The sequence below is a fragment of the Glutamicibacter arilaitensis genome (assembly GCF_044793945.1).
GTDB lineage: Bacteria > Actinomycetota > Actinomycetes > Actinomycetales > Micrococcaceae > Glutamicibacter > Glutamicibacter arilaitensis_B.
In genome coordinates this window covers 2,904,939-2,929,153 of the sequence record NZ_CP084994.1, presented here as the reverse complement: position 1 = coordinate 2,929,153, position 24,215 = coordinate 2,904,939, and the positions used below count along the sequence as shown (strand labels likewise).

The 24,215-nt window shown below is 56.8% G+C and carries 25 protein-coding genes and 1 tRNA gene; 17 read left to right on the top strand and 9 right to left on the bottom strand.

All coding sequences use genetic code 11. The annotated features are described in order from the left end of the window. Positions 1-2: 2 nt before the first annotated feature. The 5 genes from LG294_RS13810 (at position 3) to rpsN (ending at position 2,761) form a co-directional block, all read left to right on the top strand. A complete protein-coding gene (locus LG294_RS13810; RefSeq protein ID WP_404286627.1) occupies positions 3-800 on the top strand; it encodes an ABC transporter permease in 798 nt (265 codons plus the stop codon). A gap of 410 nt (positions 801-1,210) precedes the next feature. After that, positions 1,211-1,711, top strand: a complete 501-nt coding sequence (locus LG294_RS13805) for a MarR family winged helix-turn-helix transcriptional regulator (RefSeq protein WP_404286625.1) — start codon at positions 1,211-1,213, stop codon at positions 1,709-1,711. 332 nt (positions 1,712-2,043) lie between these two features. Continuing rightward, positions 2,044-2,280, top strand: coding sequence for a 50S ribosomal protein L28 (rpmB, locus tag LG294_RS13800; protein ID WP_096283268.1), 237 nt, complete (start codon positions 2,044-2,046; stop codon positions 2,278-2,280). A gap of 1 nt (position 2,281) precedes the next feature. Then, positions 2,282-2,452, top strand: coding sequence for a 50S ribosomal protein L33 (gene rpmG / locus LG294_RS13795; RefSeq protein WP_022874359.1), 171 nt, complete (start codon positions 2,282-2,284; stop codon positions 2,450-2,452). Positions 2,453-2,455: 3 nt separating this feature from the next. After that, positions 2,456-2,761 (top strand): 30S ribosomal protein S14, encoded by a 306-nt coding sequence (gene rpsN, locus LG294_RS13790; RefSeq protein WP_404286622.1) that lies wholly within the window; start codon positions 2,456-2,458, stop codon positions 2,759-2,761. Between the two features lie 91 nt (positions 2,762-2,852). Here the strand turns inward: rpsN and LG294_RS13785 are convergent, their stop codons facing one another. Then, positions 2,853-3,464, bottom strand: a complete 612-nt coding sequence (locus LG294_RS13785) for a DnaJ family domain-containing protein (RefSeq protein ID WP_404286620.1) — start codon at positions 3,462-3,464, stop codon at positions 2,853-2,855. A gap of 100 nt (positions 3,465-3,564) precedes the next feature. On the opposite strand from LG294_RS13785, the gene LG294_RS13780 reads away from it, so the two are divergent. The 11 genes from LG294_RS13780 (at position 3,565) to LG294_RS13730 (ending at position 15,380) form a co-directional block, all read left to right on the top strand. Then, on the top strand, positions 3,565-4,560 hold the full coding sequence (locus LG294_RS13780; RefSeq protein WP_404286618.1) for an SDR family NAD(P)-dependent oxidoreductase: 996 nt from the start codon (positions 3,565-3,567) through the stop codon (positions 4,558-4,560). 172 nt (positions 4,561-4,732) lie between these two features. Then, positions 4,733-5,017: an HU family DNA-binding protein gene (locus LG294_RS13775; protein ID WP_096255549.1), complete on the top strand. Its 285-nt coding sequence runs from the start codon at positions 4,733-4,735 to the stop codon at positions 5,015-5,017. 287 nt (positions 5,018-5,304) lie between these two features. After that, entirely contained in the window at positions 5,305-5,589 is a 285-nt protein-coding gene (locus LG294_RS13770; RefSeq protein ID WP_096255549.1) for an HU family DNA-binding protein, read from the top strand. A 154-nt stretch (positions 5,590-5,743) separates the two neighbouring features. Continuing rightward, complete coding sequence (locus LG294_RS13765; protein ID WP_404286616.1) at positions 5,744-6,364, top strand: hypothetical protein; 621 nt, start codon at positions 5,744-5,746, stop codon at positions 6,362-6,364. A gap of 57 nt (positions 6,365-6,421) precedes the next feature. Continuing rightward, the gene (locus LG294_RS13760; RefSeq protein ID WP_404286614.1) at positions 6,422-7,021 is read left to right on the top strand and encodes a copper resistance protein CopC; all 600 of its coding nucleotides are present in this window, start codon (positions 6,422-6,424) and stop codon (positions 7,019-7,021) included. A 159-nt stretch (positions 7,022-7,180) separates the two neighbouring features. Next, entirely contained in the window at positions 7,181-7,729 is a 549-nt protein-coding gene (locus LG294_RS13755; RefSeq protein ID WP_404286612.1) for a copper chaperone PCu(A)C, read from the top strand. Beyond that, positions 7,730-8,953, top strand: a complete 1,224-nt coding sequence (locus LG294_RS13750) for a Dyp-type peroxidase (protein WP_404286610.1) — start codon at positions 7,730-7,732, stop codon at positions 8,951-8,953. Positions 8,954-9,058: 105 nt separating this feature from the next. Then, the gene (locus LG294_RS13745; protein ID WP_404286609.1) at positions 9,059-11,173 is read left to right on the top strand and encodes a cytochrome c oxidase assembly protein; all 2,115 of its coding nucleotides are present in this window, start codon (positions 9,059-9,061) and stop codon (positions 11,171-11,173) included. Beyond that, positions 11,163-11,930, top strand: coding sequence for a hypothetical protein (locus tag LG294_RS13740; protein WP_404286607.1), 768 nt, complete (start codon positions 11,163-11,165; stop codon positions 11,928-11,930). The genes LG294_RS13745 and LG294_RS13740 overlap by 11 nt, the downstream gene beginning before the upstream one ends. A 105-nt stretch (positions 11,931-12,035) precedes the next feature. Next, positions 12,036-13,952, top strand: a complete 1,917-nt coding sequence (locus tag LG294_RS13735) for an NHL domain-containing thioredoxin family protein (protein ID WP_404286605.1) — start codon at positions 12,036-12,038, stop codon at positions 13,950-13,952. Positions 13,953-14,114: 162 nt separating this feature from the next. Then, complete coding sequence (locus LG294_RS13730; RefSeq protein WP_404286603.1) at positions 14,115-15,380, top strand: MFS transporter; 1,266 nt, start codon at positions 14,115-14,117, stop codon at positions 15,378-15,380. Positions 15,381-15,387: 7 nt separating this feature from the next. Here the strand turns inward: LG294_RS13730 and LG294_RS13725 are convergent, their stop codons facing one another. The 8 genes from LG294_RS13725 to LG294_RS13690 all read right to left on the bottom strand — a co-directional run bounded on the left by LG294_RS13725 (position 15,388) and on the right by LG294_RS13690 (position 22,350). Then, entirely contained in the window at positions 15,388-16,389 is a 1,002-nt protein-coding gene (locus LG294_RS13725) for a hypothetical protein (protein WP_404286601.1), read from the bottom strand. A gap of 40 nt (positions 16,390-16,429) precedes the next feature. Continuing rightward, complete coding sequence (locus LG294_RS13720; protein ID WP_404286599.1) at positions 16,430-18,133, bottom strand: helicase HerA-like domain-containing protein; 1,704 nt, start codon at positions 18,131-18,133, stop codon at positions 16,430-16,432. A 63-nt stretch (positions 18,134-18,196) separates the two neighbouring features. Then, entirely contained in the window at positions 18,197-18,967 is a 771-nt protein-coding gene (locus LG294_RS13715; RefSeq protein WP_404286597.1) for an amino acid ABC transporter ATP-binding protein, read from the bottom strand. Beyond that, complete coding sequence (locus LG294_RS13710; protein WP_404286595.1) at positions 18,957-19,619, bottom strand: amino acid ABC transporter permease; 663 nt, start codon at positions 19,617-19,619, stop codon at positions 18,957-18,959. The genes LG294_RS13715 and LG294_RS13710 overlap by 11 nt, the downstream gene beginning before the upstream one ends. A 91-nt stretch (positions 19,620-19,710) precedes the next feature. Next, the gene (locus tag LG294_RS13705; RefSeq protein WP_404286593.1) at positions 19,711-20,517 is read right to left on the bottom strand and encodes a transporter substrate-binding domain-containing protein; all 807 of its coding nucleotides are present in this window, start codon (positions 20,515-20,517) and stop codon (positions 19,711-19,713) included. 158 nt (positions 20,518-20,675) lie between these two features. Beyond that, positions 20,676-21,605: an AEC family transporter gene (locus tag LG294_RS13700; RefSeq protein ID WP_404286591.1), complete on the bottom strand. Its 930-nt coding sequence runs from the start codon at positions 21,603-21,605 to the stop codon at positions 20,676-20,678. An 84-nt stretch (positions 21,606-21,689) separates the two neighbouring features. Continuing rightward, a tRNA-Gly gene (locus LG294_RS13695) sits at positions 21,690-21,760 on the bottom strand. 104 nt (positions 21,761-21,864) lie between these two features. Beyond that, positions 21,865-22,350, bottom strand: coding sequence for an SseB family protein (locus tag LG294_RS13690; RefSeq protein WP_404286589.1), 486 nt, complete (start codon positions 22,348-22,350; stop codon positions 21,865-21,867). Between the two features lie 111 nt (positions 22,351-22,461). Here LG294_RS13690 and LG294_RS13685 point away from each other — a divergent pair, with 111 nt between their 5' ends. Further along, entirely contained in the window at positions 22,462-24,168 is a 1,707-nt protein-coding gene (locus LG294_RS13685) for a fumarate hydratase (RefSeq protein WP_404286587.1), read from the top strand. The last annotated feature ends 47 nt before the right edge of the window (positions 24,169-24,215 follow it).

Genomic DNA, 24,215 nt, shown 5'->3' with positions numbered 1-24,215 from the left:
TGATGAAACAAAAAATAGGGCGCTGGATCATTCCCGTCGTTGCCGGTTTGGCCTTCATCTACCTGCTGGTACCGATCGCTTATATCTTCGTATTTTCGTTCAATGATGCAGGGCGTACAAACCTTGAATGGCGCGGCTTCACCTTAGAGAATTGGCAGAACCCTTGCGGTGCGCCTGCTGTTTGCGAATCGTTGGTCAATTCATTGCAGGTCGGTGTGGTTGCCACGCTCGTGTCCACCGCGCTTGGGACCTGTATCGCTATCGGATTGGTGCGCTACAAGTTCCGCTTCCGAAAGCTGACCGATGTGCTGATCATTCTTCCCTTAGCAACCCCAGAGGTCGTGCTCGGTGCTTCACTCCTGGCACAGTTCTTGAATCTCGGGTGGGAATTGGGCTACACCACCATTGTGATCGCGCATTCGGTGTTCTGCATGTCCTTTGTGATCGTGACGGTTCGAGCTCGCGTCTCTTCATTGGACCCGCGTCTAGAAGAAGCAGCAGCCGACTTGTACTCCACGCCCCGAGCTGCTTTTTGGAAGATCACCTTCCCACTGTTGGTGCCTGGCATTATCGCGGCAGCGTTGTTGTCTTTCGCGATGAGTTTTGACGACTTCATCATCACGAACTTCAACTCCGGAACTTTCCAGACATTCCCGAAGTTCATTTACGTGGCGGCTACGCGTGGCATTCCGGCTCAGGCCAACGTCATCGGTTCCGCAATGTTCATCACCGCGTTGCTGGTAGTAATCATCGGACAGGTGATGGCCTATCGAAAACGAAAACGCCTAGAGCAGGTCTAAAACAGCAAATCGTACCTTGGGGTCCGCCCGTTCCTTCGCCATGAGGAGCGGGTGGGCTCCGCCTATTGGAGTCACAGATTCGGGATTCCTCCGTAACCGCCATTGGGCAGACTGTTGGCTATGGGCACCAATTCGGCGCTCAACGATATCCTCGTAGATGTCGTTGACCCCTGATTCGAAGTCTTGCGGACGTAAATAGTTTCGAGTGTCCGGGGTAGGAGCCTCGTTTGCGCAAGTAACTTGGCTGAGGGTGCGCGGTTCGGCTCTCCGGGTGTCTGATACGGCGTTTTGCTAAATAAGAGTTAGCCTCAGAATCCTGAAGGCGACAAGGTAGGATTCGACCCATTAGAATATTCCCACGATGTAGTAACGACTTGCTGCGTGTGCGGTAGAGGAATGGTGCAAAATACATGACTGAACAGGTCATCTGGCTTTCTGCTGAAGAGCGAAAGGCTTGGCTGGGGCTGAACACGTTGATGTCCTTGCTGCCTGCCGCATTAGATTCTGATCTTCAAGGCCTCGAGGGGATAACCCTCTTCGATTACCACATGCTCGCAATGCTTTCCGAAACGCCGGACCGCGAATTGACCATGACTGAACTTGCGGCTCGCACCAGCGCTTCGCTGTCGCGCTTGTCGCATGTGGTCAAGAAGCTGGAAAAGCGCGGATGGATGATTCGTGCACAATCTGCCGGCGACGCACGTGTGAAGATTGCCTCATTAACCAAGGAAGGTTGGGAGGCGGTGGTGAAAATGGCGCCGCACCACGTCAACACGGTCCGCGCTCTTCTCCTCGAAACCTTGGATGACAAGGACATTAAGGATCTTGCGAGGATTTCGCACAAGGTCGTCAAGGTTTTGGACGCAGATCACTGGGTCTTGGAGGGTTCCACCTCCGATTTGGCTCCCTGAACAATCCCAGATATTCTTATAGCGCGTTAATCGCGTGTTTCGTTGTGCCGCCATTTCGGTGGACCAGCGGGTACGCGTAGCCCGTAATACCGAATATCGTGACCACCTGAGTACGGGGAAATTGCTCAACCGGTTGCGAAGTTCACCGACTTACATACTTTAAGGCTCTTCGGTTGGTTCTCACCCAGCCTGGTTACCTTCCTAGTGTGCAGTATTAACGGTGTTTCACTGGTTGGCGGGGCTCATAACGCACTAAGTAGTGTCGTTATTTCGGTAAAGACACTGCGCGCGAGAACCGCCGAATTTTACTACTAACTAACTAAGGAGTGATCATGGCAGCTGTTTGCCAGGTAACCGGTACTACCCCGGGCTTCGGACATAGCATCTCCCACTCGCACCGTCGCAATAAGCGTCGTTTCGATCCGAACATCCAGAAGAAGCGCTACTGGGTTCCATCCCTGCGCCGCAACGTGACCTTGACCCTTTCGGTTAAGGGCATCAAGCTCATTGACGTTCGTGGCATCGACGCTGTTGTTGCCGACATGCTTGCGAAGGGTGTGAAGCTCTAATATGGCAAAGAAGGATAAGGACGTACGTCCTATCATCAAGCTGAAGTCGACCGCCGGTACCGGATTCACTTACGTGACCCGCAAAAACCGTCGTAACGATCCAGACCGTATGGTTCTGAAGAAGTACGACCCAGTTGTCCGTAAGCACGTCGAATTCCGAGAGGAGCGCTAAGACATGGCCAAGAAGTCCAAAATCGCAAAGAACGAACAGCGCAAGGTCATTGTCGAGCGTTACGCTGAAAAGCGCCTCGAACTGAAGAAGACCTTGGTTGACCCGAAGGCAACCGATGAAGCCCGCGAGGCTGCACGCGTTGGTCTGCAGAAGCTTCCACGCGACGCTTCGCCGATCCGCGTTCGCAACCGCGACTCCATCGACGGCCGTCCACGTGGTACCTTCCAGAAGTTCGGTATCTCCCGTGTTCGCTTCCGCGACATGGCACACCGTGGTGAGCTTCCGGGCATCACCAAGTCTTCCTGGTAAGCCACAAAGTCTTACGGCTTTAGCTTTCTAGCACGAATGCCGTCTCAAACCCGCAAGGGATTGAGACGGCATTCGTCGTTTAACCCTCCAGTTACTTACGCCGCGACCACCAACGGCGTCTCGGCGTGGACGCCGGCCGTATGGGCTCAACAACCTGAATGGAACGGCGTGCTGTCCAAGCCAGCACCTCGGCTTCAACGTCGCGCAGCATGGTGACCACCGCGGGACCGCCAAGCAGCTGTCGGCGCGCTTCGACGATACGCTGATTAAAATCGGTGAGGTGCTCACGTACCGCGGCGGCTGTGGGCAGACGATCGAGTGTCTGTTGCAACTGCTCGTCTTCAACGCGCAAGGTCAATGCAGGCGGGCCGAGCCCGGAGAGCTGCTCTCGATGCATCATGGATTTTAGCCACCAGTCAGGATCGGTGGAGGACGTGATGTGATCGATATTTTTTCCTGACAAGGGCAGATTGTCGAATTCTCCGCGGGCGAAGGCCCCATCCAAAACGCTATTTGCAACTTCCCACGCTTCATCTTGGGCATGATATTGCAGGGGTGTGCGCGCCGGTCCGGTAACGCTCGGTTTACCCGTTTGCTCGGCGTATTTGTCTACCGGAACTGGCACATCAGAATTTGTCGCCATTTGGTAGCGTGCGGCATTCAGTGCTGCGTTCTGGGCTGATTTCTCCGGTTTGCTACTCACCCTCCAATGCTTGCACCCAGAGATCAAACCGGCAATAGGGCGGGATATGCCGCGTCTGTGACACGGCGATCTGGAGCGCTGGGCATAGTAGCGTTGAGTTATGAGCATTGAAGCCCGTGCTGGAGCCCTGGACCTTTTAGGCTATGGAACGCCGCACCATGACGTGTACGCCAATCGCTCCCGTTGGGCGGGTCTCGGCGAGGGGAAAACCGCAGTGATAACCGGCGCTAACTCAGGCCTCGGATTCTTCACGAGCCTGGCATTGGCAGAGAGCGGCGCACATGTGGTGCTCGCCTGTCGTAATGAGGTGAAGGCCGAGGTTGCGATGAAAGAGATCCGAGAGCGCGTACCCCATGCAAAATTAGAGCATCTTCACTTCGAAGCCTCGTCTCTTGAATCTGCCACCGCACTTGGGAGTATCTTGCGTCACCGGAAGCTGGATATCCTAATCGCTAATGCCGGGATAATTCGCACGCCGGCAACCCGAGTGAACGGCAGCTTAGGGTACGAGGCAGCGATGAGCACAAACTTTTTGGGACACGCCCGACTAGTAGGAGAGCTTGCCGAAATTTTCAGTGAGAGGCCATTGCGTTTCATCAGTCTCGGGTCGGTGGCCACAAGGCTGATGAAAACGGACCCAAATAACTTGGCGCTGAATCACAGCTACCACGCCTACCGGGCCTATGCTCAGTCCAAGGCAGCGGTCCAAGCGTTTACTCTGGCCATGGATCATCGCCTGAAACAGCTTTCATGGCCATCGCGAGCTATCGCAGTACACCCCGGATATTCGATTTCCGGGCTGAGCATCAAGGTGCCTGGAATCAACGAACCGCCTTATTCCAAGCGGGTTCGAGACCAAATGCAGGCCAGTTTCGCGCAGGGCAAACATGAAGGTTCGGTATCCATCGTAGAAGCGGCTCTGAACCCGGGTATATCCGAGAGTCCCCGCGGAACCTATCTCGGCCCGCGATTCCTCTCAAAAGGCGAATCTTCACTGGCCAGACCGGCAAAAGCTACTCGACGTAAACGACTTATGGACCCCGTTTGGAAGATATTTGTTGAGGCGAATCACGGGATAGATCCATTCCAAATTTGAGCTACAGTGAACTTTCACACCATGAAAGTTCGCCGAATATCGGCAAAAACCGCGGAACTGTACGCCTACTGTCGGTATTTGCTGGTAAGTTCTCTCAAGTAAGCCCGTGCGAGCGTGCGGCATCCGGCCCCCGGATTGGGGCGGCGGATCACTAGTCCAGGAGGACCACACATTGGCTATGAACCGTAGCGAACTTGTTGCCGCTGTTGCAGCTAAGACCGAAAACTCCCAGGTAGCCGTCAACGGTGTGCTGGATGCGCTGTTCGAAGTTTTCGTTGACCAGATCTCCCAGGGTGAGAAGGTTTCGATCCCAGGTTGGTTGGCAGTGGAGCGCACCGATCGTGCAGCTCGCACCGGCCGCAACCCACAGACCGGTGAAGCTATCCAGATCCCAGCTGGCCACTCGGTCAAGCTGACCGCTGGTTCGAAGCTGAAGGCTGCTGTCTCCAAGAAGTAAGGCCACGGCGCACTTCGTGCGTTCCATCGACCCGTTACTCGAACTTATTTCGTGGTGACGGGTTGATGTCGTTAACCAGCAGAATCTGGATATTCGGCTCCCCTCAACCTAAAAACTAGACCGTCTGGCGTTCAGAACCGTAAATAGTTGAAAAAATCCCGGGAATGCGCACGTTTTCGTCGGTTTCGGGGCCAAAGGTTTGATATGTTCTCACTGATAAGTCCGCGCGAGCGTGCGGCATCTGTGGCCCATTGGGCCATGGATCACTAGTCCAGGAGGACCACACATTGGCTATGAACCGTAGCGAACTTGTTGCCGCTGTTGCAGCTAAGACCGAAAACTCCCAGGTAGCCGTCAACGGTGTGCTGGATGCGCTGTTCGAAGTTTTCGTTGACCAGATCTCCCAGGGTGAGAAGGTTTCGATCCCAGGTTGGTTGGCAGTGGAGCGCACCGATCGTGCAGCTCGCACCGGCCGCAACCCACAGACCGGTGAAGCTATCCAGATCCCAGCTGGCCACTCGGTCAAGCTGACCGCTGGTTCGAAGCTGAAGGCTGCTGTCTCCAAGAAGTAAAGCCCCCAGACTTTCGCAGAGGGCCTGATTCTCGTCAGAGAATTGGGCTCTCTGCGTCATTAACCGTTAATGCCATCAACCTCGTTGAGTCATTGTTCTACCTAGCGTAGAATCGATTTGCAGGGTAATCACACCAACTGAACGGTAGCTCTTCGTGCTCAAGGACATCGGCGCAACCCGCGTAATGCGCGGTTGGCTAGCTGCGAGCCTTTGCACCTGGACTGCCTTTGCGGCGCACGCACACAGTGCGCCAACCAAAGCCTCGCTCGTGGTGATGGTTTTGATTACCTGCGTCTCAGCGGTCATTGCGACCGCCATGCTTGGCAAGAAATTCAGTTTGCCAGCTACCAGTATCGTGGTGCTGTTCAGCCAAGGGCTTTACCACTTTGCGCTGTCCGTCATGACGCACCATACGCCGTCAGCTTTGCCGCTTACCCAGCAACATGCAGGGCACCATCACGGTGGTGAGCTGGTGGGAAATATTGCTTCCCAGTACGGCGAGGTGCAATCAGAATCGATGCTCTACGCACACCTACTGGCAGCGGTGAGCAGCATTGTCGTTTTGTATTCAGGTGAACGTCTCTTAGCCGCCGTTGGTGGCCTACTGACGTTGAGCAACGTACGGCATATCCTGGCTCGCGCCCGCGAGCTCGTTCCCGAATTCCCGCAGGTACTAGCGACATTCATCGAACCTGTATTGAACCAAATTTCGGTCCTGCTCCGGCTTCCCGCCCGGCGTGGGCCTCCCTCCAACGTATCGACTCTCTTCGCCTAAACGAATCAATACGCTTCGATCGTGCACGTAGTGTACCGATCATTGGAAGGAAAAATCTTGAAAACCATTGATATCCATGCATCCCACACGCATCTCGCGCGACTTTCGGCCGCCATCCTCGTGGCATTATTAGCGGTCTTTGGCAGCGTTAGCGCCGCTTCGGCTCACGACCAGCTCATCTCTTCGGACCCAGCCAGCGGCTCGACGGTGACCGAGGCTCCGGAAAAAATCATCTTGGAATTCTCCGGGAAATTGCAGCAGCTCGCTGGAGCGCAAACCAGCGTGGTGGCCCTGAGCACTGAGGATGGCACAAAGATCGCTAGCGAGGCTACGACCAAAGGCACAGACGTTACCGTGGTGCCAGAGACGAAACTGAGCTCGGGAACGTATAAGTTGGCCTACCGTGTGGCTTCTTCTGATGGACATCCAATCGAGGACAGCATCTCCTTCACCGTAAACGTTGCGGAGGAAGCCAGCGAGTCCGCAAACGCCCCTGCCAGCAACGCACCGGTTGATTCGGAACCAGCAGACCAGCAGCAACAACCGATCCAGGAACTCGGATCTCAGGTTAGCCCGATCATTTGGGTTGTCCTTGGCCTGGCGATCCTCGGTGCCGCAATTGCGGTTCTGATGAAATTCACTCGCCAGAATAAGTAGGCCGTAGCGCCTTCAGCGCAACTGCATCCACCCATATGAGATCTTCGCAAGGCGACGTGAGCCAGATTTGAAACCGGCTGAGCGATCGCGTGCATTAGCGCGCCCAAATCGCCCGCCATGCTGGTTCAGCCTTGCGAGCAAGCGAAAGCTGACAAACCAATGAAGTATTTCAAGCTCACCGCCACCCTTGCCGCGGCCACCACGTTGCTGCTCAGTGGTTGCGCCCAAGAACCGGCACCCAGCTCACAAGACGGCTCCACCAACCAGGTGCAGCGGACCCAGGCAGAGAATCTACGCACGAACGAAACGTGGGCTAAGGCCGCCGAGCAAGGCATGAGCGCCGCATTCGGCGTGCTGCACAACGATGGCGAAGCAACGCTGGAACTGGAATCAGTCACCGACAAAATTCACGGCACGGTGATCGAAATCCATGACACGCAGGGCCAAGGAACCGAAGCGACGATGTCTCAGCACGAAGGCGCATTGCTCATCAAGCCAGATGAGGCCGTTTCTTTGACCCCCGGTGGTACTCACTTCATGTACATGGATTTGAAGACAGAACTGGTGGCCTCGCAAACCTCGACGCTGCAACTGAACTTTAGCGATGGCTCTAGCGCTGATGTGCAGTTCCCGATACGAAACTTCAGCGGTGCCAACGAAAGCTACCACGGCTCATCCGAAGAACATGATGAACACGAGGGCCACTAGGTGCGCGCGGTAAACGTCCAGCCATCCAGACGCGTAGTACTGGGCGGTTCGGCCGCCGCGGCCATTGGCGGTGTTTTTGCAGGGTTCGGTGCTGGGCGCGCCACCGCCACAGCATCGAGCAGTTCCGCGCCACAGCCTACCGACGCTGCGCACAGCCCACGATTCCAGCCCTTCCACGGCAAATATCAATCGGGGATTCTCTCGGACCCGCAAGCCCATGCAGTATTCCTAGGATTCAATCTGCCCTTGGATGCGATGGATCGAACCGAAAGCATTGAACACATTCGTTCGATACTTAAAATGCTGACCGCGGATGCCCAGCAGCTGATGTCCGGTAGGGGAGTACTTGCGGATACCGAGCCGGAAATGTCTCATGCGCAGTCCGATCTGACTGTGACGGTTGGAGTCGGGCAAAGCATCTTGGATGTTCTGGGTTACAAATCCTCCGCCTTGGGGAGGCTGCCAGAATTCAAGGGAGAGAAACTCGACGCTCGCTATGGTCAGAGCGATTTGATCATTCAGTGCTGTGCTCAAGATCCGACCGTGCTTCACCATGCGGTGCGTGCGCTACGTAAGAATCTACGTGGCATTACCGAGCTGGCATTTTCCCAGAGCGGTTTTATGCACGCGGCTCAACCAGTACGCCCGGGCCCGGGGTTCCGCAATCTGTTCGGGCAACTCGACGGGATCAACAATCCCACCGGCCAGGCACGCGAGCTAGCGGTGTTTGGAGATGCGCAGGAACCGAGTTGGATCACCGGCGGTACTACCTTGGTGCTTCGCCGCATCGAAATGAATCTGGACAAGTGGGACGAGGTGGATCGCGCCGGACGCGACTTCGCCTTGGGGCGACGGCAGAGCGACGGCTCGCCGCTATCCGGAACGAAGTCCACGGATCCGGTCGATCTGCAAGCCCTGGACGCCAGCGGATTACCTGCTATTGCGGCTCATGCACATATAGCCAGGGCGAAACCGGAAACGGCTGACGAAGTATTGTGGCGCCGCGGCTACAACTATCACGAGACCCAGAGCTCGGGGTTGTTATTCGCTTCGTACCAGCGTGAACCGGCAAGGAGTTTTATCCCGGTCCAACGCCGCCTGGCGCAAGTCGACGCGCTCAATGAGTGGATCACGCACGTGGGCTCCGCGCTGTACGCAATCCTCCCTGGGGTAGCCGAAGGCAGATACTTGGGAGAAGAAGTATTCTCCCAAATTAAGCAGTAAGAGCGTCACCAACCGGGGAGGAGGTGTGAGATGCACCGCCTCCCCGGCCCAAAACTACTACCCGATTCCAGACGGGGTAAACGCAAGTGAGATGATGGAGAGGTTATGGCCACTCAAACACCAAAGCAATCGGCGAGCAGGTCTGCATCGCAGCAACCCTCCATCTCGCGCTACCTGCTACCGGCAATCCCAGCTATGGCGCTGGTCTTCCTCGGTGCAGCGCTATTCACCGGAATCGCCACTCCCAGCGAGCTCGCAGATCCCGGGGCATTCGTGCGTTGGGCGCTGCCCATCTCCCGGGCAATCCACCACAGCTCCATGGCAATCACCATCGCGGCGCTTATCTTTGCCGCGGTCATACTTCCACGCAGTACTAAGGTACGGCGGCCCAGTGTAGATGACCCCCGGGTAGAGGTGGGCCAGAGCCACCCGGCCTTCAGCCGTGCCATGAATATTGCCGCTGGTGCCGGTGTCGTGTGGACCCTCGCGGCGGCCACCGTGCTGCTGCTGACCTTCTGGGACTTGGCCGGTGTGCCGATGAACCTCGACGCGAGCTATACCGCGGCAATTCTTGACTACATCCTGCAATTGGCGACCGGACGTGCCTGGGCTTGGATGATCGTCATTGCAGCGATCACCAGTTCGCTGTCCCTAGCGATCCGCTCCCACACCGGCGTGGGACTGACCGCTGTGTTCTCGATATTCGGCATTCTCCCCTTGGCCTTTATCGGCCACGCCGCCGGCGGAGACGACCACTATGGTGCGGTGAACTCCATTGCCTTGCACCTGTTGGCCGTGGTCATCTGGTTCGGTGGCATCGTGGTGTTGGCTCTATTGTCGCCGACGCTAACATCTAACGCCCCCGGGCGCTTCGAATCCCGTCCGGTGCTTGCCGGGCTGGTGCTCAAGCGTTTCTCTGCACTTGCAACGATCGCTATTGTCTTGATGGCCGGGTCCGGACTGGCCTCAGCCACGATCCGCATCACCGAGCTGGACCAATGGCTTTCAAGGTACGGGCTAATTGTGATCGCCAAGGTGATTTTGACTCTAGGGCTTGGTTTCTTAGGTTTCATGCATCGCCAGTACGTCATTCCGCAACTGCTGACCGGGAAGCTCACGGCGCTCAACGCAGCGTGGCGTGTGGTGATGGCCGAACTCATCCTGATGGGCGCCACCATGTCCCTGGCTACGGTGCTGGCCCGCACCGCGCCGCCCACCGATGACCAGCCACCTGTGGAAGCAACCCCCGCACGCCTGCTGACTGGTTACGAACTTCCAGCACCTCCGACCACCGCCAGCTGGTTCACCGTCTGGCGTTTGGACTGGCTCTGGGTTGCGGTGTGCTTGTTCCTCCTGGCCTTCTACCTTTGGGCATTTATTACCCTGCGCAAACGCGGTGACAAGCCGAGCTTCCTGCGCCTGTTCAGCTGGATTATCGGCCTCGTGGTCCTGTTCTACATCACCAGTGGCGCATTGGCCGTGTATGGCAAGGTTCAGTTCTCGGTCCATATGGTCGACCACATGTCGTTGACCATGATCGCGCCAATCTTCTTGGTGCTAGGAACTCCGGTTACCTTGGCCCTGCAGGTACTTGGTTCACGAACCGACGGAACCCGTGGTCCACGCGAATGGATCTTATGGGCAGTTCACTCGAAGTATTCTTCTGTAGTCACCCACCCGATCTTTGCTGCGGTGATGTTCGCCGGATCGATTGTCGTTTTCTACTTCACCCCGATACTCGAAATCGCGATGAAATACCACGCTGGTCACGAACTGATGAACGTGCACTTCCTGCTCACCGGCTATATTTTCGCCCTCTCGCTGGTTGATGCCGATCCGGTTCCCAAGCGCTACCCGTACCCGATGCGGCTGATCGTGCTCCTGGCCACCGTTGCTTTCCATGCCTTCTTCGGAGTGGCGCTGATGGGTAACGAGAACCTGCTAGCGCCAGACTGGTACGGCAATATGGGACGCACCTGGGGTGGCACCGCGATGGAAGACCAAGTGGTGGGTGCAGGCGCGATGTGGGCCATTGGCGAGGTTCCAACCTTAGTGTTGGCCATCCTCGTGGTGGTTTCTTGGCTTCGCCAAGATAAGAAGGACACCAAACGCTATGACCGTCAGGCAGACCGCGACGGAGATGCCGAGCTGGCCGCTTACAACGAGATGTTTGCAAAAATGAAGCAGCAAGAAGCAAAGGGAGAACACGATGGCCGTTAAGGCATGGAAGCTAACCGCCGGGATATTGGCCGGAGCGTTGCTACTTACTTCCTGCTCAGCTCAAGATGCTAGCGATGAAATGCCTGATGACCTCACGCACCAAAAAGCCGCCGAGCGGCCCACCGCGGCCACCACGGAATCAGCGCCGTCGGAGTCCGCAGCAGCCGAACTGACTAGGGCGCAGGTGGTTGCCTCCACCGGTGCGGTAATGGCAGCGACCTTGGGATTCCCAAACTCGCGTCAAATTACCGACGAGGAACTCAAAGGCCTCGCGGTTGCCCCGACCGACACACTGAAAGACGTCGTCGTGCTCCCCGCACAGTGTTCGAAACCGGTCGAAGAGCTGAATTGGTCTCCGGCCCAGCTAGGCACCGAAGTTGCGCGCACCGACTTTACCAATGAAGCGCAAAATATTGCCGGTTCCATTGAAGTCGCCAAGGTGAATAATCGCGAAAAGTTGGAGGATCACTACCGCACCGTTCTTGAGATCCGCACCGAATGCAAGAGCGTAAAACTCAATGGCCCCGAATACACCGAGACATTGAAATTCTCCAGCCCCGGAATATCCGAGATGGAGTCTCAGTTGTACTACACACGCACCGGAGATTCCGCGAACGCCCGTGAATCGCTGGTGTTATTGCAGAGCAAGGGAGACTATGTGGTGATGGTTTCATTCATGGCCACGACTTCTCTGGCCGAGCAAGAATTCAACGATGTAGCCAAGACCATCATGGACACCGCGATCTCGCAGCTTTAGCCGGCTTAGCATCGCTTCATACTGTTCTGCAGTGAAGGGCTAGTGGCAGATAATTGAAATCTCACTGTCGCATCTAGATAGTGAAGTCGCCTTGAAAGGACAACCATGAGTGCAACTTCCGACTCAGTACGCGCAAACTACAAGGTCAGGGCCAGCGAACTGTTGGGCCGCAACTGGTTGAATACCGGTGGAGAGCAACTGAATCTCGAAGCCCTGCGCGGCAAGATTGTCATTCTGGATTTTTGGACCTTCTGCTGCATCAACTGCCTGCATGTGCTGGACGAGCTGCGCCCTTTGGAAGCGAAATACTCCGACGTCTTGGTGACTGTAGGCGTGCACTCGCCAAAGTTTGAGCACGAGGCAGATCCGGAGGCGCTCGCCGCCGCCGTGGAACGCTACGAAATTCATCACCCAGTGCTCGACGATCCAGAGCTTGTCACCTGGCAGGCCTACGGTGCTCGTGCCTGGCCAACGCTAGTGGTGCTCGACCCCGAGGGCTACATCGTGGCACACCTTTCCGGTGAAGGCCATGCTCAAGGACTGGGCTCCCTAATTGACGAGCTCGTTGCAGAACACGAGGCCAAAGGCACGCTCAATCGTGGTGACGGACCATACGTTGCACCCGAAGCCCGCGAAGGAGACCTGCGTTTCCCAGGCAAGACAATCGCCTTGGCGAACGGAAACTTCCTCGTTGGCGATTCCGGCCACCACCGCCTCGTGGAGCTGGGCAACGACCTGAGCACCGTGGTGCGCACCATCGGCGCCGGGAACAAGGGCTATGCCGACGGTGACGCGGAGACCGCGCAGTTCAACGAACTGCAGGGCCTGACCGCGTTGCCGACGGAACTTGCAGCAAAAGTCGGTTACGACGTCATCGTCGCCGATACCGTCAACCACCGTCTGCGCTCGGTCAATTTGACCACCGGTGTGGTCGGAACCATCGCAGGCAATGGAGTGCAGCGACTCTTGGACGCGGAAAACGCTCGCCAAGAACAGCAGCCAACCGAACTTGGCACCGATGCACTGAACATCTCGCTGTCCTCGCCGTGGGATGTGCTGTACCACCCAACGGGCAAGGTCATCGTCGCGATGGCTGGAACTCACCAGATCTTCTCCTTCGATCCGGTCACCGGTGCGGTTAATGTCTTCGCCGGCAGTGGCCTGGAAGGCCTTGCCGACGGCAAGCCGCTCGAAGCGTGGTTTGCCCAGTCTTCGGGGCTAGCCCTGGATACGAATGACGATGTTTGGGTCGCCGACTCGGAGACCAGCGCCCTTCGCCGCTTGGAAATCGACGCGCAGGGCAACGCGGTTGCGGTGCATACCGCAATAGGCGCGGGGCTGTTCGACTTCGGCTTCCGCGATGGCGAAGCCGAGCAGGCTCGTCTGCAGCACCCGCTTGGTGTGACCGCATTGCCAGATGGCTCGATTGCCGTGGCTGACTCCTATAACGGTGCGGTGCGCCGCTATGATCCGGTGACAAATATGGTTTCCACTTTGGCCAAGGGACTGAAGGAACCTGCAGACGTGTTGTTGGACGACTCGGTGGATGGAGCTCCGGTGCTCCTGGTTGTGGAGACCAATACCCACCAGCTGATCCGTATCCCCGTTCCTGCAGAGGCCCTGGTAGTGGACGAGGGAGCAAGCCAGACTCAGCGTCCAAAGACCAAGGTGCAGTCCGGCAAGCACGAGATCCTGGTGCGATTCGCGGCGCCCAAGGGGCAAAAGCTCGATGATCGCTGGGGAGACCCAACACAGCTAAAGATCTCGGCTAGCCCAGAAGAGCTAATTCTTGAAGGATCTGGTACCTCTGTCGGGTTGACCCGCACCTTGGTGCTGAACCCCGAAATCACCGACGGCGTCCTGCACATCACCGCAAGGGCAGCGGCCTGCGACGGTGAGCCGGGCGGCGAGATCCCAGATCACGCAGCTTGCCACCTTTACCAGCAGGATTGGGGCATTCCGGTAGAACTCGATGCAGCCGGAGACAACGAATTATTGCTTGATCTGCGTGGCGTGAACTAGCAAAAAAGCATACCGTTCGGGGCGCATCAAGTATCACTTGGTGCGCCTTGAATATTTAAGTGACAAGAAAATGAGGAAACCTCACCAAAATCGCGATGCCCAGTAGTTAGACTGGATGCCGACGGGAGGAGTCGAAACATCAGGTGTTCGGCTAATTAATTCGTGGCAAATAAGATGTTCCGGGCACTTGAAGTGCCGAACTATCGTTTATGGGTCATCGGTGCGCTCGTTTCAAATATCGGGACTTGGATGCAGCGAGTCGCCCAAGACTGGCTGGTACTCACAGAACTGACCGATCATGACGGGGTGGCCACCGGTATCACCACCGGCCTGCAGTTCCTGCCCATCTTGATCCTCGGACCCTACGCCGGCCTGGTTGCCGATCGGTATGACAAACGCAAAGTGCTGCTGGCCACCCAAACCTTTATGGGCCTCTGCGCGCTGGTGCTGGGCACCTTGGTCATCACCGGAACGGTTCAGCTGTGGCATGTCTACGTTCTCGCCACCCTGTTAGGCATCGGATCGGCCTTTGACGCCCCCGCCCGCCAGGCGTTCGTCTCCGAGATTGTGCCCGGCACGCATCTGACAAACGCGGTGGCGTTGAACAGTGCTAACTTCAACCTGGCCAGGCTCGCGGGGCCCGGTATAGCCGGCGCGGTGATCGCATTGGTCGGGACCGGTCCGGCCTTCCTGATCAACGGTTTGTCATTCTTGGCGGTGCTGTTCTCGCTGAGCACCATGAAAGTCACCGAACTGAGCCAGTCCAAACCCGTGGCTCGCGCCAAGGGACAGGTGCGTGAGGGATTCAGATACGTTAAAAACCGAAAGGACCTGCTCCTGATTTTCGCCATGGCCTTTGTCATTGGCACTTTCGGGCTGAACTTCCAGATGACCAACGCGATGATGGCCGCTGAAGTTTTCGGTGTAGGTGCCGCAGAATATGGAATCCTCGGCAGCATCATGGCGGTCGGCACCTTCGCCGGCGCCTTGCTTGCGGCACGCCGCTCGAGGCCACGCTGGCGTTTTGTGATCGGTGGCGGCATCGCCTTCGGTGCGACCGCATTGCTCTCGGCGTTCATGCCGCACTATCTGCTCTTTGCCGCGAGCCTGGTCCTCGTCGGGTTGAGCGCGCTGACCTTCCTGAACAGCTGCAACACCATGGTGCAGACCTCGGTCTCGCCGCAGTACCGGGCAAGAGTCCTGGCGCTTTATCTGATGGTGGTGCAAGGCGGAACGCCGTTGGGCGCCCCGCTGGTGGGTTGGCTCGCCGAGCTGCTGGGGGTGCGCGCAGCGGTGGCATTCGGCGCAATGCTTTCGCTGCTGGTCAGCGTCGTTGCTCTGCTGGTTTGGCAGCGTTTCCGTTCCGATGCGGTGCCATTGCGCACCCAGTTCAGAGAACTCGTACCGGTTCGCAAACGACGCGGCTAAGCCCGACTTATTCCTCGGTGCCCGCTACCGGAACCACGCTGACTTCGGAGGTGCTGGTGGTCAGCTGGGCGGTGAAGGAGAACTGCTCATTCACGGTCTTCTTCTCCAGCGTACCGGTACGCAGATCCTGCTCGGTCAACGACAATTTTGCGGTCACTTTCAACGGGCTGAGCACCCACGCACCATTGTAGTAATTGACTTCGATGGTCGGGTATTTCGCGATGGACCACTCGATGGTCTCGGGGTTCACCCGCGAGGGGGTGTGGTAAGCGAAGGGGCAGCCCGAAGGCATCAGCACCTGCTGCGCGGCGCATTCATTGAGGTAGGTGCGTACCTTGGAATTGACCTGCGCAATGAATTCCTTGGTTGGCTGCGTCTTCAAGGAAATTTCCACCGGTTCCTTGGCAGGGCCGGTCACCACGACTCCACGGGTGTCGGCTTCAAAGTTCTTGGTGCTGAAACTCGCGTCGGTAATTGAGGGGTAGAACACCGCTAAGGTACTCACGCCCTTGACCAGAGGGATCTTCTGATCATTGACGGCGACCTCGTTGACGGTGTTGGCCTTAATCTGCACCGTCGGCAGCGTCACCGGTTCAAAGGACCATTGGTCGAAGAACAGCCAAGACTTGCCGCTACGGCGTAGCGTATAGGTGGATTCCTGATCGACGCCGTTGGCCTTGTACTTGGCGATGACAGTATGAACATCCGGGTCGTTCTCGGAAGGGTCCGCTTTCTGCGCGTCAAATTCTGTAATCCCCGCCTGGGTGCGTTTGAGCACCTCGCCGTCGAGTGCCACAGCGTCGCCCTGGGGAACTTGGGCACCCATCAGGCCGAGTGCCTCGGCGCCTTCGCCGGCGATCAGATGCTTGTGCAACGATTCAACCGCATGCTCAGCTGAGAATAGGGTGCGGTTGGCTACGATGGCGCTAGTAACTGCCAGGGCAACGATGATGATGGCCGCAGTTGCCCAGCGGAGGGCAAGACGCGGCACGGAGATACGAGATTTCATTATTAATCAGGCTAGCGGGTTTCCGTTCGGAGGTTGTAACTCAGCGGCGGCTGCGGCGGCGTTTTGTGCCGAACATTCCTCGGAGCATTTCACGCCCCACCATCTTTGCAGCATCCATAGCGAAGTCCATCAACGGGTTGACCTGATTGTTTGAAGAATCGTTGGAGCGCTGCGGGGGAGCGGACGCCGTAGGAGGTGAATTAGTACGTGACGAAGATGGCGGCGACGTTTCAACCGATGGCTGCCCCGCTGGGTTCTGCGAACTAGGCGGTACTGAGGTGGGCTTACCAAGAATTGAATCGGCTATTCGGCGGGCTTCAGCATCTACATCTTGCACATCCGAAGAATCAGAGTCCCGCGCTCCAGCTGGAACATCGGCGTCTTCCGCTGCCGGCTGGCCATTGAGCATCTCCATGGCCGAGTGCCTATCGACCGCTGTCGCATATTTTGGTCCCAGCTCAGAAGCCTTAACCAACGAAGCCAGAGTTTCCGGCGACGGTGGCCCAATATGCGAGCCCGGCGATGTGAGCTTGGTCCAAGCCACGGGAGTCGGCGCACCACGCTCATTGAGGACGGTAATTACCGCTTCACCCACGCCAGCTTGGGTGAGCGCCTGCTGTAGGTCCAAAGGACCAGCAGGGAAGGTCTTGATAATCGCCTTGAGCGCTTCGCCGTCCTTAGGCGTGAAGACGCGTACCGCATGCTGAATCCGGTTACCGAGCTGGCCGAGGACCTCGTCGGGCAAATCCGCAGGCGACTGCGTGACGAAGAATAGCCCGACGCCCTTGGAGCGAATGAGGCGAACCGTCGAAATGATCGCGTTGACGAAAGCTTTGGAAGCGTCTTTAAACAGGAGGTGGGCCTCGTCAAGGAAGAAGACTAGCTTTGGCTTCTCCAAATCACCGGCCTCTGGCAAGTCATCAAAGAGATCGGCAAGTAGCCACATCATAAATGTGGAGAACAGCAACGGCTGACGATTCAAGGACGGCAGCTCAAGGCAACTGATGATGCCGTTCCCAGCCTCGTCGAAACGTAAAAAGTCATCGGTGTCGAATTCGGGCTGGCCGAAGAATTTATCCAGGCCCTGAGACTGCAAGATGGTCAGTCCGCGCAAGATAACTGAAGCCGTTGCGGCGGGAACTCCGCCGAGCCTTTCCAGGTCCTGTTTGCCTTCATCGCTGAGCAAGAAATTAAAGACCGCTTTGAGATCCTTGAGATCATCCATAGGCAGTTCACGTTGGTCGGCGTAGTGAAAGACCAACTGGAGGCATTCTTCTTGCGTCTCATTGAGTTCTAGGACGCGTGCAAGAAGGATCGGCCCAAAAGAATCGATAGTGGCACGAACCGAAATCCCGTCAGTTCCCTCGCCAAGATTCAAAAATTCCACCGGGTTCGCGCGTGCCGTGAACTCGTGGCCTATACCAGCCAAGCGTGCGTTGAGTTTGTCGCTGGGCTCGCCCTGTTGTGCCAAGCCGCCCAAGTCGCCCTTGATATCTGCCAAGAATACTGGCACTCCCTGAGCGCTGAGCTGTTCTGCCATCACCTGCAAGGTGACGGTTTTACCAGTGCCCGTAGCACCGGCAATGATTCCGTGCCGGTTGAGCATTCGTAAAGGAACACGAACCTGTGCTTCGGGCGCCGGTGTTCCAGCGACAATTGCAGCTCCAAGCTCCAAACATGCGCCGTCAAAAGCGTAGCCAGCCTGAAGTTGTGCGGTGATCTCCTGCGAGGTACTTTCAGCCATGCACATAGCCTACGCATCGCGTGTCGTTATCGGGAGAACGGCACGTAAAAATTCATAGAAGTCTTAGAAGGGGTGCAACAATCGCTGCATAAAAGCCTTGGTTCGATGGTGTGAAGGATTACCGAGAACCTGCACAGCGGGCCCGTGTTCGACCACGACGCCACCATCCATGAACACCACGGTATCAGCGACATCGCGGGCGAAAGCCAGTTCGTGAGTGACGAGCACCATCGACCAGCCTTCCTGCGCCAATTCCTTGATCACGGTCAGGACCTCACCGACAAGTTCCGGATCCAAGGCGCTGGTGGGCTCGTCAAAGAGCAAAAGATCCGGCTGCAGCATCAGCGCCCGAACGATTCCAACGCGTTGCTGCTGACCGCCGGAGAGCGAAGAAGGATAATCTGCGGATTTCTGCGACAGTCCAACCCGCTCTAGTAGTTCGTTGGCTCTAGCCATGACCTCTTCACGTGGCCGGCGCTGTACCTGTAAGGGGCCAATTGTCACATTTTGCAGCACCGTGAGATGCGGGAACAAATGGTGCCCTTGGAAAACCATGGCCGAACGATCGCGGAGAACCTGGGATTTCTTCGTTGGCATCCCGGGGACAAAATGGACCTCGGGGCCACCGGCGAAAGCCACGACTCCCTGGTCTGGGTTTTCCAATCCATTCAAGCAACGCAGTGCCGTAGTTTTACCCGAACCAGAAGGCCCAATGAGTGCGACAACTTCACCTGCGCGAACACTGAAATCTATGCCGCGCAGAACCTGGTTGCTTCCGAAGGCCTTGTGCAGCCCGGTGACGTTGAGCAAGGGGGTGGAGTTCTTAAGCGACATATTTTTCAAGCCTGCTTTCCATGCGGTCCTGGACTGCCGAGAGAATCAGGCAAATGACCCAGTAGATGGCTGCCGCTTCAAGGTATAGCAGCATGAATTCATAGGTGGTGGCAGCGATTTCCTGGGCACGCCGGAACATCTCGGTCACCAGAATCATCGAAGCCAGAGAGGTGTCTTTAACCAGCGAAATAAACGTGTTCGACAGGGGCGGAACTGCCACACGTGTCGCCTGCGGCAGGATGAGCCGATACAAGGTGCGCGTACGGGACATCCCAATGGTGTAACCGGCTTCCCACTGTCCACCAGGCACCGACAGGATTGCGGCGCGAATAATTTCCGCCGCGTAGCCACCGACGTTGAGGGTGAACGCCAAAATTGCCGAAGGCCAGGGATCGATGGTCACTCCCAACGAGGGCAAACCATAGAAGATCACGAACAGCTGGACCAATAACGGGGTGCCACGAATGATGGAAATATAGCCACGAGCAATCCCCGAGACCAGCTTGTTGGCACTGATCCGCATCAACGCGACCATCAACGCCAGCGCCAGACCTAGGGCGAAACTGATCAAGGTCAGGGGAATGGTGGCCGTTAACGCGCCGCTGACCATCGGCCACAGCGAATCTAAGGCTAGCTGCCAGAGTGAATCCATTTGTTATCTTCCCGTCCTAGACAGCGGACACTGGCCCCAGAGGGGATCCTTGGGGCCAGCTTACGTGTCCAGGTATGACGAATGAGGCTACTTACTTGGTGATGTCTTCACCAAAGTATTTTTCCGAGATCTTGGTGAGCGTCCCGTCAGCCGATAATTCGTCCAACGCGGTGTTGATGGCATCACGGAGCTCGGGCTGGTCCTTCTTCAAAGCGACAACGGTTTCGGATTTCTCCTCGGACTCGGCAGCGATCTTGATGCCATCATCAGGGTTGGTCGTCTGCGAATCCAGGAAGGTCAGTTTGTCGTTGACCGTGGCATCGACACGACCCTGCTTGAGCAGTGTGACCGCCTGGGCCCAACCTTCGACAGCTTGGATCTTGGCACCCGCATCTTTGGCATCATCATGGAAGCTACTGGTCAGCGACTGAGCGGTGGTTTTACCTTCCAAAGAGTCGAAGGACGTGATGTCGTTGTTATCGCTTTTGGTGACGATGACTCCGCTGGAGAAGTTGTATGGCTCGGAAAGCAGGTATTTCTCTTCGCGTTCCGGGGTCACATTGACTTGATTCGCGATGACATCAAACCGTTCGGCTTCCAGACCAGCGAAAATACCATCCCACTGAGTCTCTTGGAACTCAACCTTGACACCGAGCTGATCGCCAACTGCCTCGATAACTTCTACGTCAAAACCGGTTAGCTGATCACCTTCATGGAAGGAGAAAGGACGGTAGGTTCCTTCGGTTCCTACGGTCAGTACGCCGCTGTCTTTGACATGCTGCAGCAGGTTTTCATCCGCGGCGGGCGAGCCAGAAGACTCTGTACTGGAGGCACCGCATGCACTCAGTGCCAGTGCGAGTACTGCCGTAATTGCAAGAAGGGGAGCTGTGCGCTTCATGACGACCTAACATTTAGAGGTGACGAGGTGTTCTCTACCCAGTTCAACGGAGATAGCTGACCGGCTATTCCGTAAGATTTCCGTGAATAAATCTTTGAAGCAACTGACATGTCATATAACTTCTTCTGGCAATCGGCCATCCGTAGCAGGATCTTCCGCTAAATTCCGAGGAGCAATGCCAGAACCATCATCAGGGGGACGGCGCAGATAGTGGTCAGTAACACCGTATCCTTAGCAACCGTCACACCACGTTCATAGCGTTGCGCCGTGATGAAAATGTTCTGTGCGGTGGGGAGCCCTGCCATGATGACCGCAGCGACCAGCATCCCGCCGGTTAGACCAAAGAGGTAGGTGGCGGCCAGCCATGCGAGCAATGGCTGTAGGAATAGCTTGGCAACCGATGCCAGTAACACATCCGCACGTCGCCCGGACTTCTTTTCCAGTGGCTTGGAGCCGACCAAGGAGATGCCAAACGCCATCAGCATGGCTGGAATCGACGCACCAGAGATTAGTTCTATCGGTGCCAACACCAATTCGGGAACCTCGAAACCCGTCAGTGCCACCGCAAGTCCCAGCAACGAACCGATGATCATCGGGTTCTTCGCGGTGGCAACCACCAAAGCAAGCGGGGTAGTGCGATGGGTGCTGGTTGTCGCATCTAGCATTGCCAAATTGATCGGCTGGTAGAGGGCCAACTGAAACAGGATGATGGGCGCTGCATGAGACACGTCGCCAAGCACGTACAAGGCGATGGGCAGACCCAGATTTGCAGAGTTCACGGTGGAGGCCGACATGGCCGCCACGATTCGTTCGGCCGGTTCGCGCTTGAGCCATTTATAGGTCACCAGGTGATACACTACAGCCGTCAATCCGGCAGAGATCGCGGCAACCCACAAAAGGGGTCCCAGCACTGCTGCCGGTTCTGACTCCGCCAAGGTGATAAACAACAGTGCCGGGCTAGCGACGAAAAACGTCAGCCGGCTCAGCACATGGCGTCCCTGTTCCCCCAGCACCCCGGTGCGGCCTACCAGGTAACCCACCAAGATCACTATCCAGATGATTGAGAATCCTGACAGCACACCGGTCATGGAAACTCCTTGGTTCAATAAGTCAATGGATGCCAACGCAAAACGTCGGGACACCTAAGGTGTCCCGACGTTCGGCTTGATGCGAGCGGGCGACGGGAATCGAACCCGCGTATCGAGCTTGGGAAGCTAGCGCTCTACCATTGAGCTACGCCCGCAATGCTCCGGGCGGCCTAATGGCGGCCCGGGCGAAGTCCAGCTTATCCTACGAAAACGCAGGTCAGAAATCTGCGAGCCGACATGTCTAAGTTTTGAACCGAACTTACTCAGCCCGTTTTTCCTTGAGTAGTTCCTCTTTCAGGATGGCCACTCCATCCGCTGGAACTTCAAAGCTCAGTTCATGTCCCGGATTCACCACAAAACCGGTTCCTTCCAACGCGCGCACTATAGTGGCACCTTGAACCTTGACGCCATAAGGTGCCATATCGATGTAAGTGCCAGGGATTCGATCCAACCCGGTAAACAGTGCGACCATCGCGGCCCCTGAAGGGTTGGTGAGCAGCATCGGTTGAGCGTTCTTATTGTCCTCGGTGACTTCTTCGCGCGAAAGGAAGTAAACCTCAGCGGTCATGAAAGCGCTGATCACGGATCCGGAAAGCTCGGGTTTATTAAGTCCGGCCTGCAACATCATCTCGAAGTGCGTTTTGGGACGTTCCCGTTCCTTATCCATTGGCGTTTCGACGACCATATTTGGCCGTTCGTCGGGATTGTGTCCGTCCCGCGGGGCGTTGCTGTTTTCGGAGCTCATGTACTCAAGCATGTCGCGCCAAACCCGCAGGCGCAAACCCCGAATGAGGAAAATCGACGCAAAGGCCTAAAATAGTCCAAGAGCAATCATCTTCATTTCCAAGGACTGAGCATGCCTGAATTTCGCTATGAAGATCTTCTGCCTATTGGCGAGGATCAGACCCCATACCGCAAGATTTCCTCCGAAGGCGTCAACGTTGTCGCCGGACCGGACGGTAAAAACTTCCTGCAGGTAGCACCCGAAGCGTTGGAGCAGCTGGCCGAAACGGCACTGCACGACATCAATCATTACCTGCGGCCCGCTCACTTGCAGCAGCTTCGCAACATTCTGGACGATGACGACGCCAGCCCGAACGACAAGTTTGTGGCACTGGATCTGCTGAAGAACGCGAATATCGCCGCCGGCGGTATCCTGCCCATGTGCCAGGACACCGGAACTGCAATCGTCATGGGTAAGCGTGGCCAGCGTGTCCTGACCGAAGAGCAGGACGAGATCTCGCTGTCGCGCGGAATCTACAACGCGTACACCCGACTGAATCTGCGCTACTCGCAGCTCGCCCCGATCACTACTTGGGAAGAGAAGGCCACCGGCAACAACCTGCCCGCGCAGATTGACCTGTATGCCGACACCAAGGCCGGTCACGATACCGACTATAAGTTCCTGTTCATGGCTAAGGGCGGCGGCTCTGCCAACAAGTCCTTCCTGTACCAGGAGACCAAAGCGATCCTCAATGAGAACGCCATGCTGACGTTCTTGGATGAGAAATTGCGCTCCCTGGGAACTGCGGCTTGCCCTCCATATCACCTGTCCATCGTCATCGGTGGAACCAGCGCGGAGATGGCTTTGAAGACGGCCAAGTACGGTTCGGCCAAATACTTGGATTCCCTGCCAACCGAGGGTGCCATGACCGGTCGCGGTTTCCGCGATACCGAGCTGGAAGACAAAGTGTTGGAGCTGACCCGCCACTTCGGTATTGGTGCCCAGTTCGGCGGCAAGTACTTCTGCCACGACGTGCGAGTGGTGCGCCTGCCACGCCACGGGGCTTCGCTGCCGGTGGCTATTGCCGTATCTTGCTCCGCTGACCGCCAGATGATGGCCAAGATCACCGCCGACGGTCTGTTCGTGGAGCAACTGGAAACCGATCCGGCACGCTTCATGCCAGATGAAAACCACCCGGCGATTGCCGCTCACGACGACGAAACCGCTGGCGTCTCAGGCACCGGCGGATCCTCCGTGGTCAAAATCGATCTGAACAAGCCAATGGATGAGATCCTGGCTGAACTGTCCAAGTTCCCGGTCAAGACTCGACTCTCGCTGAACGGTCCGCTGGTTGTGGCCCGCGATATCGCTCACTCCAAGATCAAGGAACGTCTGGACGCCGGCGAAGAGATGCCGCAGTACCTGAAGGACCACCCGGTCTACTACGCGGGGCCTGCGAAGACCCCTGAAGGCATGCCTTCGGGTTCCTTCGGTCCAACTACAGCCGGCCGGATGGACTCCTACGTGGATCAGTTCCAAGCAGCTGGCGGCTCGATGGTCATGCTGGCCAAGGGCAACCGTTCGGGTCAGGTCACCGACGCTTGCAACACCCACGGCGGGTTCTACCTTGGTTCGATCGGTGGTCCGGCTGCCCGACTGGCGCAGGACTGCATCAAGAAGGTCGAGGTCGTTGAATACGAAGAGCTTGGCATGGAAGCTATCTGGAAGATCGAGGTCGAAGATTTTCCAGCGTTCATCGTCGTTGATGACAAGGGCAACGACTTCTTTGAATCGACTATGAAGCCAACCTTCACCGGTATTCCGGTACGCGCCAAGTAGTCGGCTAATAACGCTTAAATGCTGTGGGGCTCACCGTTCGGTGAGCC

Bases quoted from the DNA above. Each gene is read 5' to 3' on its own strand.
- rpmG (WP_022874359.1), top strand. From the start codon at position 2,282: ATGGCAAAGAAGGATAAGGACGTACGTCCTATCATCAAGCTGAAGTCG.
- LG294_RS13810 (WP_404286627.1), top strand. From the start codon at position 3: ATGAAACAAAAAATAGGGCGCTGGATCATTCCCGTCGTTGCCGGTTTG.
- LG294_RS13700 (WP_404286591.1), bottom strand. From the start codon at position 21,605: ATGACCGGTGTGCTGTCAGGATTCTCAATCATCTGGATAGTGATCTTG.
- LG294_RS13805 (WP_404286625.1), top strand. From the start codon at position 1,211: ATGACTGAACAGGTCATCTGGCTTTCTGCTGAAGAGCGAAAGGCTTGG.
- LG294_RS13735 (WP_404286605.1), top strand. From the start codon at position 12,036: ATGAGTGCAACTTCCGACTCAGTACGCGCAAACTACAAGGTCAGGGCC.
- LG294_RS13740 (WP_404286607.1), top strand. From the start codon at position 11,163: ATGGCCGTTAAGGCATGGAAGCTAACCGCCGGGATATTGGCCGGAGCG.
- LG294_RS13755 (WP_404286612.1), top strand. From the start codon at position 7,181: ATGAAGTATTTCAAGCTCACCGCCACCCTTGCCGCGGCCACCACGTTG.
- LG294_RS13720 (WP_404286599.1), bottom strand. From the start codon at position 18,133: ATGGCTGAAAGTACCTCGCAGGAGATCACCGCACAACTTCAGGCTGGC.
- rpmB (WP_096283268.1), top strand. From the start codon at position 2,044: ATGGCAGCTGTTTGCCAGGTAACCGGTACTACCCCGGGCTTCGGACAT.
- LG294_RS13710 (WP_404286595.1), bottom strand. From the start codon at position 19,619: ATGGATTCACTCTGGCAGCTAGCCTTAGATTCGCTGTGGCCGATGGTC.
- LG294_RS13685 (WP_404286587.1), top strand. From the start codon at position 22,462: ATGCCTGAATTTCGCTATGAAGATCTTCTGCCTATTGGCGAGGATCAG.
- LG294_RS13780 (WP_404286618.1), top strand. From the start codon at position 3,565: ATGAGCATTGAAGCCCGTGCTGGAGCCCTGGACCTTTTAGGCTATGGA.
- LG294_RS13690 (WP_404286589.1), bottom strand. From the start codon at position 22,350: ATGAGCTCCGAAAACAGCAACGCCCCGCGGGACGGACACAATCCCGAC.
- LG294_RS13715 (WP_404286597.1), bottom strand. From the start codon at position 18,967: ATGTCGCTTAAGAACTCCACCCCCTTGCTCAACGTCACCGGGCTGCAC.
- rpsN (WP_404286622.1), top strand. From the start codon at position 2,456: ATGGCCAAGAAGTCCAAAATCGCAAAGAACGAACAGCGCAAGGTCATT.
- LG294_RS13725 (WP_404286601.1), bottom strand. From the start codon at position 16,389: ATGAAATCTCGTATCTCCGTGCCGCGTCTTGCCCTCCGCTGGGCAACT.
- LG294_RS13705 (WP_404286593.1), bottom strand. From the start codon at position 20,517: ATGAAGCGCACAGCTCCCCTTCTTGCAATTACGGCAGTACTCGCACTG.
- LG294_RS13745 (WP_404286609.1), top strand. From the start codon at position 9,059: ATGGCCACTCAAACACCAAAGCAATCGGCGAGCAGGTCTGCATCGCAG.